The organism is Acinetobacter sp. YH12218, from assembly GCF_013417925.1.
Taxonomy (GTDB): domain Bacteria; phylum Pseudomonadota; class Gammaproteobacteria; order Pseudomonadales; family Moraxellaceae; genus Acinetobacter; species Acinetobacter amyesii.
Window position 1 is genome coordinate 42,813 of record NZ_VPDB01000018.1, and the last position, 11,271, is coordinate 54,083.

General features: G+C 40.5%; 8 protein-coding genes, 4 tRNA genes and 1 pseudogene. 6 read left to right on the top strand and 7 right to left on the bottom strand.

Annotated features, from left to right (window positions below; translation table 11 throughout):
- Positions 1–24 precede the first annotated feature (24 nt).
- The 6 genes from FTV03_RS07215 to FTV03_RS07240 all read left to right on the top strand — a co-directional run bounded on the left by FTV03_RS07215 (position 25) and on the right by FTV03_RS07240 (position 7,604).
- On the top strand, positions 25–1,869 hold the full coding sequence (locus tag FTV03_RS07215) for an extracellular solute-binding protein (RefSeq protein WP_180004175.1): 1,845 nt from the start codon (positions 25–27) through the stop codon (positions 1,867–1,869).
- Between the two features lie 33 nt (positions 1,870–1,902).
- Positions 1,903–2,970 carry a microcin C ABC transporter permease YejB gene (locus tag FTV03_RS07220; protein ID WP_180004177.1) on the top strand — a complete coding sequence of 356 codons (1,068 nt, stop codon included), beginning with the start codon at positions 1,903–1,905 and terminating at the stop codon, positions 2,968–2,970.
- Positions 2,970–3,983: an ABC transporter permease gene (locus tag FTV03_RS07225; protein ID WP_180004178.1), complete on the top strand. Its 1,014-nt coding sequence runs from the start codon at positions 2,970–2,972 to the stop codon at positions 3,981–3,983. The genes FTV03_RS07220 and FTV03_RS07225 overlap by 1 nt, the downstream gene beginning before the upstream one ends.
- Positions 3,958–5,559, top strand: coding sequence for an ABC transporter ATP-binding protein (locus FTV03_RS07230; protein ID WP_180040735.1), 1,602 nt, complete (start codon positions 3,958–3,960; stop codon positions 5,557–5,559). The genes FTV03_RS07225 and FTV03_RS07230 overlap by 26 nt, the downstream gene beginning before the upstream one ends.
- A 112-nt stretch (positions 5,560–5,671) precedes the next feature.
- On the top strand, positions 5,672–6,916 hold the full coding sequence (locus FTV03_RS07235; RefSeq protein ID WP_180040726.1) for an NADH:flavin oxidoreductase/NADH oxidase family protein: 1,245 nt from the start codon (positions 5,672–5,674) through the stop codon (positions 6,914–6,916).
- Between the two features lie 88 nt (positions 6,917–7,004).
- The gene (locus FTV03_RS07240) at positions 7,005–7,604 is read left to right on the top strand and encodes a YiiX family permuted papain-like enzyme (RefSeq protein WP_180040728.1); all 600 of its coding nucleotides are present in this window, start codon (positions 7,005–7,007) and stop codon (positions 7,602–7,604) included.
- 66 nt (positions 7,605–7,670) lie between these two features.
- Here FTV03_RS07240 and FTV03_RS07245 read toward each other — a convergent pair.
- From FTV03_RS07245 to FTV03_RS07275, 7 genes and pseudogenes are all read right to left on the bottom strand, one after another.
- Positions 7,671–7,746, bottom strand: a tRNA-Glu gene (locus FTV03_RS07245).
- A 58-nt stretch (positions 7,747–7,804) separates the two neighbouring features.
- Positions 7,805–7,880: transfer RNA gene (locus FTV03_RS07250), tRNA-Glu, on the bottom strand.
- A 24-nt stretch (positions 7,881–7,904) separates the two neighbouring features.
- Positions 7,905–7,980: transfer RNA gene (locus tag FTV03_RS07255), tRNA-Glu, on the bottom strand.
- 132 nt (positions 7,981–8,112) lie between these two features.
- The gene (locus FTV03_RS07260; RefSeq protein WP_180040730.1) at positions 8,113–9,018 is read right to left on the bottom strand and encodes an alpha/beta fold hydrolase; all 906 of its coding nucleotides are present in this window, start codon (positions 9,016–9,018) and stop codon (positions 8,113–8,115) included.
- Positions 9,019–9,127: 109 nt separating this feature from the next.
- Positions 9,128–10,546, bottom strand: a complete 1,419-nt coding sequence (locus FTV03_RS07265; protein WP_180040731.1) for an amino acid permease — start codon at positions 10,544–10,546, stop codon at positions 9,128–9,130.
- Between the two features lie 125 nt (positions 10,547–10,671).
- Positions 10,672–10,747: transfer RNA gene (locus FTV03_RS07270), tRNA-Glu, on the bottom strand.
- Between the two features lie 403 nt (positions 10,748–11,150).
- Positions 11,151–11,271: pseudogene (locus FTV03_RS07275) on the bottom strand (IS30 family transposase); the annotation flags it as partial.

The following is an 11,271-nucleotide window of genomic DNA, read 5'->3' on the forward strand; positions in this document are numbered from 1 at the left end:
AACGACTACAGGGAGTTGTCAGTGATGTTGGTGTCGTTCAAATCAGCACATCAAGCTATTGGGATTTGTGTGCTTACTCTGTTCGGTCAAAGTGTGTGGTCTGCGATACAGACCACGCCTTATATTGCGATTCATAGCACACCCAAATATGACTCTGTCAAAGTCATGCCTTATGCCAATGCTTCTGCACCCAAAGGTGGATATTTAAGTACTTCATCAAATGGGACATTTGACAATTTAAACAGTATGAATGGTAAGGGCAGTGCGGCTGAGGGGGTAAATTATTTATTTGACTCCCTTATGGATAGCTCTTTAGATGAACCTGGCGTGATGTATCCATTATTAGCTGAGAAGGTAACGTTCGACCCCGATCATACGAATTTTGTCATTTATCACTTAAATCCAAAAGCACGATTTAGTGATGGTTCAGAACTCACTGCTGAAGATGTTAAATTTAGTTTTGATACTTTTCAGACCAAGTCAAACCCAGGTTTACAAATGTATTTGGCAGATTTAGATAAAACCCAAGTGTTATCTAAATATGAAGTCAAAATGACCTTTAAGTCGGGTAATAACGCTGAAATGCCATTAATATTGGCGCAAATGCCGATTTATTCCAAAAAAGATTGGGCAAAAAAAGATTTTACTAAAATTACTATGCAGCCGATTTTAGGTTCTGGCCCGTATTTACTTGATCGAATTGATTCTGGCCGTAGTATTAGTTTTAAGCGCAATCCTAATTATTGGGGACGTGATTTAGTGATTAATCGCGGACGATATAATTTTGATCATTTGAAATATGTCTATTACCGAAATTTAGATGTTGCTTTTGAAGGCTTTAAGTCTGGCCAATATACTTTGCATGAGGAATTTACAGCACGAAAATGGGTGACGGAATATAAGTTTCCGTCCATCACTGCAGGAATGGTGGTGAAGTATCGTGATAAGCATGAAAATCCAATTGCAACTCAAAGTTTTGTATTTAATACGCGTCGATCGCCGTTTAATGATATTCGTTTTCGACAAGCTTTAACCTATGCTTATGATTTTGAATGGCAAAATAAAGCTCTGTTTTATGGTCAATACCAGCGCCTACAAAGCTATTTTTCAAATAGTGAGTTAGAAGCTAAAGGGGTACCCTCAGATGCTGAAATGCAAATTTTAAAACCATTGTTAACGAAATTAACCCCTTTAGAGCGTAAAGGGGTGTTATCAAACTGGAAATATCCCGTTTCGGATGCTAGTGGATTTAATCGAAATAATTTATTGACTGCTCGTCAGCTATTAATAAATGCTGGTTATCGATTTAAAAATGGTCAATTATTAGACCGACATGGTCAAGCCATTCGTATTGAATTTCTCATTCACCAAGATGGCTTACAGCGAACATTAATGCCTTTTGTGCGCAATATGAAACGTTTAGGTGTGACTGTAAACATTCGCCAAGTGGACGTGCCTCAATATATAGAACGGATGCGTTCGAAAGACTTTGATATGACAACAAATGTTATGCCACAGTCGCTCAATCCGGGTAATGAGCAAGCGCAATTTTGGGGAAGTGCATCGGCAGATCAGCCTGGCAATTACAACTATGCTGGCATTAAAAGTCCGATCATTGATGAAGTCATACAACAGGTGATTCGGGCACCAAATCGTGAACAATTGGTGGTGCGTACCAAAGTATTGGATCGATTATTAAGAGCTGGGTATTATCAAATTCCAACCTATGGTAAAGGTGAAAAATGGTTTGCGTATTGGAATATGTATCAACAGCCAAAAGTAAAACCAAAATTATCAACAGGTATTGATTATTGGTGGAGTAATGAAGCGCAATCGAAAAAAGTTGCAAACTATTTGCGCCAACAATAAATACTAATGAATGACAGGGAATGTTAAAGCAACATGGGCACATATATTTTAAAAAGATTGCTCCTGATTATTCCAACATTGTTTTTCATTTTACTGATTAACTTTGTCGTGATTCAGATTGCACCGGGAGGACCTGTTGAACAAGCCATACAGCAAGCTGAGTCCTTTCAAGGTATGGGAAACACAGGTGGTGGTGAAACTGCGACGACAGGCAGTAAATACCAAGGTGCTAAAGGCCTCAGTGAAGAAATGGTGGCAAAAATCGAAGCGCAATATGGTTTCGATAAACCATTATTCGAACGTTTTTGGCTCATGTTAAAGGGCTATGTGACGCTAGATTTTGGTACCAGTTTCTTTAAAGATAAGCCTGTGACCCAGCTACTTTGGGAAAAGCTGCCTGTATCCTTATCCCTTGGCTTATGGAGTACCTTGCTGATCTATATGGTGTCTATTCCATTAGGCATTAAAAAAGCCCGTCAACATGGTCTGTTATTTGATAAAAGTACGTCTATTTTATTGGCTATCGGCTACGCCATTCCTGCTTTTGCCTTTGCCATTTTACTCATTGTATTTTTTGCAGGTGGTTCATATTTTCAGTGGTTTCCTCTACAAGGTTTAGTTTCAGAGAATTTTGCTGAGTTAAGTGTATTTGGCAAAATTTCAGATTATTTTTGGCATATGGTGTTGCCTTTGTTTGCTATGGTAATTGGTGGTTTCGCTGGCTTAACTTATCTGACCAAATACTCTTTTATGGAAGAATTAAATAAGCAATATGTTCTTGCTGCTCGTTCTAAAGGTTTGACCGAATCACGTGTGCTGTATGGGCATGTATTTCGTAATGCAATGCTCATTGTTATTGCTGGTCTACCAGAAGCATTAATTGGCATCTTCTTTGTGGGAAATCTATTTATTGAAATTATTTTCAATCTAGATGGTCTGGGGTTATTAGGATTTGAAGCCATTGTACAGCGTGATTATCCAGTGATTTTTGGCACCTTGTTTATTTTTACCTTGATGGGGCTGATATTAAGATTAATCAGTGATGTCATGTATCAAATGATTGATCCACGAATTAATTTTGATTCGCAGGGGGCAAAATAATGTCTCCGATCATGCAAGCACGTTTTCAACGTTTTAAAGAAAATAAATTAGGCTTTACATGCTTTATCAGCTTTGCCTTGATTTTTATGTTGTCATTAGCTGTCGAGTTTATTGCCAATGATAAACCGCTCTTGGTCAAATACGATGATTCTTTATACGTTCCCGTATTAAAAAGTTATCCAGAAACTGCTTTCGGTGGCGTATTTGAAACTGAGGCAGATTATAAAGATCCTGTGGTACAGCAACTGATTGATGATAAAGGATGGGCTGTATGGCCACTGATTAAATTTTCCTATCAAACACCGAATTTAGAGTTGGCTGTGCCTGTGCCATCTGCACCGACTGCACAAAATTGGCTCGGTACCGATGACCAAGGGCGTGATGTGCTCGCACGTATTTTATATGGACTACGTGTGTCGCTCTTGTTTGGTTTTGCATTAACTTTTGCTTCAGCCATATTGGGCATCATGGTTGGGGCGATACAGGGCTATTATGGTGGCTGGGTAGACCTCATTGGTCAACGGATTTTAGAAGTCTGGGGCGGACTACCGATGCTATTCATGGTGATGATTTTGGTCAGCATGTTTACTCCGAGTGTGTATTGGCTCTTTGTCATTATGCTGCTGTTTGGCTGGCCCACTTTGGTCGGCTTGGTTCGTGCAGAGTTTTTGCGTGCTCGTAATTTTGATTATGTCCGTGCAGCACGGAGTCTTGGCGTTACAGATAGCACCATTATGTTTCGGCATATCTTACCAAATGCGATGAGTTCCAGTCTTTCACAGCTACCTTTCATGCTCACGGCAAATATTACGGCACTGACAGCCTTAGATTTCTTAGGTTATGGCTTACCGCCTGATGCCGCGTCCTTAGGTGAGTTATTGCTTCAAGGGAAAAACAATCTGAATGCACCATGGCTTGCCTTATCGGGGTTTTTTACCTTAGCGATCGTGCTGTCTTTATTGATTTACATTGGGGAGGCGACACGTGATGCATTCGATCCTAGACGTCAATAATCATCAAGTTAATGTACCTCCCATCGTATTAGCGGTTGAACATTTACATATTTCCCATGCAGCACAGGTCTTGGTTGAAGACCTGAATTTTAATTTGCATGCAGGTGAAACGATAGCCATTGTTGGAGAAAGCGGTTCTGGTAAATCGATTAGCAGCCTAGCTATACTCGGTTTGTTGCCAAGTGATCTGCAGGTCACAGGCAGCGTCAGCCTGAATGGACAGAATATTCTTGGACTGAGTCCTGAGCAGCATCGAAACATTCGTGGACAGAAAATTGCCATGATTTTTCAAGAGCCGATGACGGCCTTAAATCCCTTACATCGTGTGGAAAAGATTGTTGGTGAGTCATTGTTGTTACAGGGATGGTCGAAGGCAAAAACACGACAGCGCGTTATAGAATTATTAAATGATGTGGGTATTCCTGATGCTGAAGATAAGTTAAGACGCTATCCACATGAGTTATCAGGCGGGCAGCGTCAACGTGTCATGATTGCCATGGCATTGGCCTTAGATCCTGATATTTTAATCGCTGATGAGCCAACCACGGCTTTAGATGTCACATTGCAAGCGCAAATCTTAAATTTATTAAAGTCGCTACAACAGCAGCGTAATATGGCGATGATATTAATTAGCCATGACCTGAATTTGGTCAAGCGCTATGCAGAATATGTGATTGTGATGAATCGTGGGCAAGTGGTGGAGCAAGGTGGTGTTCAGGAAATTTTTGAGCAGCCGAAGCAGGCGTATACCCAAAATTTATTAGACCATGATTTTGGTAAAGCAATACAGGTTTCGCAAACTCAAACACTTTTAGAATTACGCCAGTTAGGAGTGAAGTTCCCAGTCAAACAAGGCTTATTGAATCGCATTAAAAATTATGTCGTTGCGGTAGAAGCTTTGGATTTAACAATGGCTGAAGGTGAGTCGATCGGTATTGTTGGAGAGAGTGGTTCAGGGAAAAGCTCTTTAGCACTGGCTATTGCTCGGCTCATAGAAAGTGATGGCGAAATTATGTTAAATCAACACGCCATCAATCAACTTTCAGAAAAACAGCTCAGACCTTTACGTCGTGAATTTCAAATCGTCTTTCAAGATCCATTCAGTAGTTTAAATCCACGGCTCAATGTAGAGCAAACCATTGGCGAAGGTCTGGCCTTACAGCATTTATCTGCAAATGAAATTGTACAGCGTATAGATGAAGCTTTGCAGAAAGTCGAATTAGCAAGCTCATTCAAGCAGCGTTATCCACATGAGTTATCCGGTGGGCAACGGCAAAGAGTCGCCTTAGCACGTGCGTTGGTATTACGTCCTAAACTGCTGATTCTCGATGAACCCACATCGGCACTAGATCGGACGACACAAAAAGCCATCGTGAAGCTGCTACGGCGTTTGCAGCAAGAATTTAATATGAGTTATTTATTTATCAGTCATGATTTACACGTGGTCAAAGCCTTGTGCCAAAAAGTGTTGGTACTGCGACATGCCAAAGTCATGGAGTTTCAAGACACCGCAGATCTATTTGCGCGACCACAAACGGACTATACCCGTAAATTAATTGAAGCCAGCCAATACTAAAATCAAACTTATGGATATTTTGACAAGTGTCATTGTCAAAATATCCTTGACCTTTAGAAAATAATAATTAGAGTAAATACTCAGGACTTATTATTTCATTTTGGACATTGCCATGAGCCATTTAGCTGAAAGCTTTAAAATTCGTAATACCACATTTAAAAATCGCATCATTAAAGGTGCAATGAGTGAAGCATTGGCCAATACCGCAGGCCAACCCAATCACTTACATTTTGGATTATATGAAGCTTGGGCGAAAGGTGGTTTAGGCTGTGCCATTACGGGTAATGTCATGGTGGATTTTCGTGCTAAAAATGAGCCGGGGGTTGTTGTCGCTGAAACAGAGCGAGATTTGGAGCAGTTAACACAGTGGGCTGAGCTAGGCAAGAAGCACGGCATGGTGCAATTGGTTCAACTTTCACATCCGGGTCGTCAATGTCCTAAAGGTTTAAATAAAGAAACGGTTGCACCGTCTGCTGTGCCATTTAGTCCGATGTTAGCCACAACGTTTGGAACACCGCGCGAACTTCGTGAAGATGAAATTTTAGATATCATTCAGCGTTTTGCACGTGCCGCACACATTTGTGAAAAGGCAGGCTTCGAAGGCGTGCAATTGCATGGTGCGCATGGTTATTTAATTAGTCAGTTTTTGTCGCCACTGACCAATAAACGTCAAGATCAGTGGGGCGGTTCAAATGAAAATCGCATGCGCTTTTTGCTTGAAATCTATAAGGCAGTTCGCGCAGCGACGACCGATGATTTTATCATTTCGGTCAAACTGAATTCTGCTGATTTCCAACGCGGCGGAATTAGCGAAGCAGATGTGATTGAGGTCTTTAAGGCAATCGATGCCGCAGGGATTGATATGATTGAAATCTCGGGTGGTTCCTATGAAGCGCCAGCGATGGCGGGTGCTAAAGAAGAAAAACGTAAAGCCAGTACCATTGCTCGTGAAGCTTATTTCCTCGATTTTGCGGACAATATCCGTAAAGAAGTGAAATGCGCGTTAATGGTTACCGGCGGGTTTAGAACCGTGCAAGGCATGAATGCTGCACTAGACAGTGGAGCTTGTGATTTTATTGGTATTGCACGTCCTTTCGCTGTAGAAGTCGATTTGGCTGATCGTTTATTGGCGGGGCAGGATGTTCGTTACGGTGTGGACAAAATTAAAACTGGCATACCGATGATTGATAAAATGGCGATTATGGAAATTATTTGGTATGCCGCTCAGTTTAAATCGATTGGTGAAGGCAAACAGCCAAATCCTAAACTTTCACCGTTAAAAGTGTTTTTTAAATATCTCAAAGGAAATTTAACAGCGGTCATTAAAGGGCAAGTCAATTCACGTAAGTCGGCTTAATCAATCATTGAATTATTAGAATAAGGGCAATCGGCATACATCCATGTTATGGTTGCCTTTATTCATATCAATATTGCTTACAATAAAAATGTCTAAAATTTTAATATTAATAGTCATTCTTTCGGGGCTCAGTTCTGCCCTCTATGCCCAGTCCGTATTTCAGACGGGGGATATCATTTTTCATATCTCAAAGTCACAGCAAAGTTTAAGCATTCAAAAGGCCACACATTCGCCCTATAGTCACATGGGCATGATCGTAAATAAAAATAACCAAACCTGGGTGCTCGAAGCTATTCAACCTGTGCAATATACCGCTTTAAATCAATGGATCACGCGTGGGGAGAATGCTCACTATGTCGTAAAAAGGCTCAAACAACCCTTAAATGTGCCGCAGAAAACGAAGTTGGTACAACATGCAGAAAAGTACTTGGGCAAACCCTATGATATATATTTTGAATGGGATGACCGTGCAATTTACTGTTCTGAAATTGTTTGGAAAGCTTATCAGCATGCTTTAGGAATCGAACTTTCTCCATTACAACAACTGAAACAATTTGATTTAAAACAAAATGAAGTCCAGCGTCTAATGCGGCAGCGCTATGGTCAAAATATTCCGCTGAATGAGCAGGTGATTGCCCCTAAGGCCATTTATGATTCAAAACTTTTAAAAGAAATATTTAGAAATTAAGGCAATAAAAAAGCCCAAGTCGCAATGCTTGAGCTTTTTAATGAGTGATTAAAACCAACTCGAATATGGCGTCCCTACGGGGATTCGAACCCCGGTTACCGCCGTGAAAGGGCGATGTCCTAGGCCTCTAGACGATAGGGACAGTACAGAAAGCAAATTTTAAAACCGTTTATTTCAGTCTAAGTTTTTAGACTAAATAATGGCGTCCCTACGGGGATTCGAACCCCGGTTACCGCCGTGAAAGGGCGATGTCCTAGGCCTCTAGACGATAGGGACTTAATAAAATGTACTTCTGAAAATTGGCGTCCCTACGGGGATTCGAACCCCGGTTACCGCCGTGAAAGGGCGATGTCCTAGGCCTCTAGACGATAGGGACGTTTCAGAGGTGGGCGTATATTAGGGTGAAAATCGGGGGGTGTCAAACGCTTTTCTATAAATAAATTCAGTTTTTGTTGTTGAGTGCATAAAATTAAAACAATTTGCTAAAAATGTTTGAAAAATACATTATTTATGTCGGTTTTTTCAACACTTGTAAGATTGTAGCAATAACTTCTGGATGCGTTAAATATCCAGCAATATCGTGTGGGTGTTCAATCGATGTCTGAATTTGCTGGTTGATAATGGCGGGTTGAAAATCAAATGGTGCCTGACTCAGTGGAAAAGCGCTGAGAAAATCATCATGTGAATAAAAGTTTAACCAATCGCCTGAAATTGCATCAGGTCGCTGTAAAGGCTGAGGTAAGTGGGCTTGGATGACACGAAAAGCCAAAGGTGAGCCCAAGGTGATAAAGCGCTGTATGTTGAGTTCAGGATGTAACAGTAAAAAATGATACGCAATCACGCTACCTAGCGAATGTGCAATCAACAGGGTGGGTTTCGTTTGATGTAATTGCTCATGCAGACGAGTATGAACTGCCTGAATAAAGTGTGGATTGGATAAATAGAGATAAGTTTCGACCAAAAATTTATGCAAAAGTGTGGCATGTAATTTTGGGAAATAATTCATTAAAACTGCAAAATCGCGTAGGACAAGATCTTTGCCAAGTGCAGTGATCGATTTGAATGATTGGCTTAATCCAATAGCATCATTGAGGGTGATGTCAGGTAGATTATTTTGTACAGCATGATGCTCAAGTACTTTTGGTGATTTTTCTGGGAGTTCAGTGCGATGGATAAACGGAAAATGTGGCCACGTTTGAGGTGTCAAGGTGCTGGCTTGAAGCATATTCTGCAAATGATAACGCGTGAGTAAGTCTCCATAAAAAGGCATGCGCATATGGTGCTGTATATACGATAAAAAAGTCTCTTGATGGCTTTGCTTTAAGCCTTGAGACAACAGTGCAAGCCAATGCTGTTCGAGCGTACGTGCAGTTTGTTGTTGTTGATTCATGCCATGGATAAAGATGATCTGCATATTGCACCTCATCGACGGACCAGTTTTTATTCTACTTTTATTAAAATATAGCCATAAAAAAAGAGCAACCGAAGTTACTCTTTTATCGTGTTTGGTATGACAACGCAGATCAATCTTTGTTGTGATACAAGGTGTAGTAGCTGATATAACACGCCACAATGAAGATCATACAGCAGATAAAGCCAGTTAACATTTCTGGGTCAAATACCATACTAATACAGGTAATAAGACAGAATACAAAACCGAGTATCGGCACAATTGGGAAGAGTGGTGCAGCAAAAGCTAAATCTTTTGCAGTTTTACCTTCTTTATACCACTGACGGCGGAAGTTGAATTGGCTTAAACAAATACTCATCCATACCACCACCATGGTAAATGCCGCGACACCTAACAAGTTTTTGAAGATGGTTTCTGGAGCGAATTGTTCAGACAGTAAGCCCGGCATACCACCGATCATGGTCACGATCACGGCAACATAAGGAATACCGCGCGAGTTCACTTTAGAGAACACTGCAGGTAATTGCTTACTATAGGACAATGACCACATCATTCGAGATGCAGCAAATAAACCTGAGTTTGCAGCAGAAAGTAGGGCTGTGATAATCACAAAGCGGATAATGTCTTCTGCATAAGGAATACCAATGTGCTGGAATACCGTTACGAAAGGTGAACTACTTACACCTTCGGCAGATAAGCCGGCCTCTTGGTGTGGTAATAGTGCAGTAATAACAACAATGGTACCCACAAAGAAAATCAATAAGCGGAAAATCGCCGTGTTAATGGCTTTAGGCACATTTTTCGCTGGATCTTTGGTTTCACCCGCAGCAACACCAATCAGTTCAGTACCTGAGAATGCAAAGTTAACAATCAACATTGTAGCGAAGATTGGGAACAAACCTTCAGGGAACCAGCCTTGTGCAGTGAGGTTGCTAAACAGCGGTGCAGCTTCATAGCCTTGATAGCCTAAAACACCAAAAATGGCCAATAGACCTAAAATAATAAAGGCTACAACGGTAATCACTTTGACTAAAGCTAGCCAAAATTCAGATTCAGCAAACCATTTGGTTGAAATCATATTCAAGCAGAATACAAAAGCACCAAAGATTAAGGTCCACATCCACATAGAGCTGTCTGGGAACCATTCCTGCATTAAAAGTGCAGCAGCGGTAAATTCAGTTCCTAGCGTTACTGACCATGTCAGCCAATAGAGCCAAGTGATGGTATAACCCGTACCAGGTCCGATATAGCGTTTAGCATAAGCGCCAAATGAACCAGATTCTGGCATATGTACAGCGAGCTCGCCTAAGCAAAGCATCACCATATAGGCGATAATACCGCCTAAAAAATACGAAATAATGGCACCTACAGGCCCCGTTTGTGCAATGACTTCACCCGAACCAAGAAATAAACCAGTACCGATTGCGCCGCCAAGCGAAATCATCACCAGATGTCGAGTACTCATAGCGCGTTTTAACGGCGCAGAATTGCCCTGATGCGAAGCATCATTCGGAGAATGTGATGACTGCATAGAGAAAAAGGAGAATCAAATAATGAAGCGAGTAATTGTAGAGAAGAATGCAATGATGATGCAATCAATTAATATAAATTATAGATAAATAAACTTTAAGTTTGTCTCAGAGCTGACAGAAGAATTGGCGTCCCTACGGGGATTCGAACCCCGGTTACCGCCGTGAAAGGGCGATGTCCTAGGCCTCTAGACGATAGGGACGTTTTGAGGTGGGTGTATATATAGTACATAGCCCATCTATATTTGTCAAAATAGAGTTTCATTGTTATATTCTAAATGTATATAAATAAAACAAAAACAGAATTTTTTTAATGAAAAATAATTTTAATGAGTTTATTTCTGGAATTTTATTTGAAATCAATCAATTTAATGTGGGCAAAGTCCATGAAAGATTCTATATAGTTTTATTGAATTATTTGCATTGGTTTGAAATTTATACAAATAATTTTTCTTCGTATATTAGTAAATCAGAGTTTGAAAGAATTATTGATTAACTTTTATTTAGGGATTTAGATGGGGAAAGTAGAATTACGTACAATCACCTTAAATCTTTAGATGATTCTCATTATTTTTTAGATATCCAGAGCTTTTTTAAATAGCGGATTCAAGCGGCAAGTGCAACAGTATAAAAACCAGCCATAACTTCACTCGGTGTATACCAACCTAGTGTTTTTCTAGGACGATGGTTGAGTGCAAATTCTATCTGCTCTATTTGTTCGTTTGAC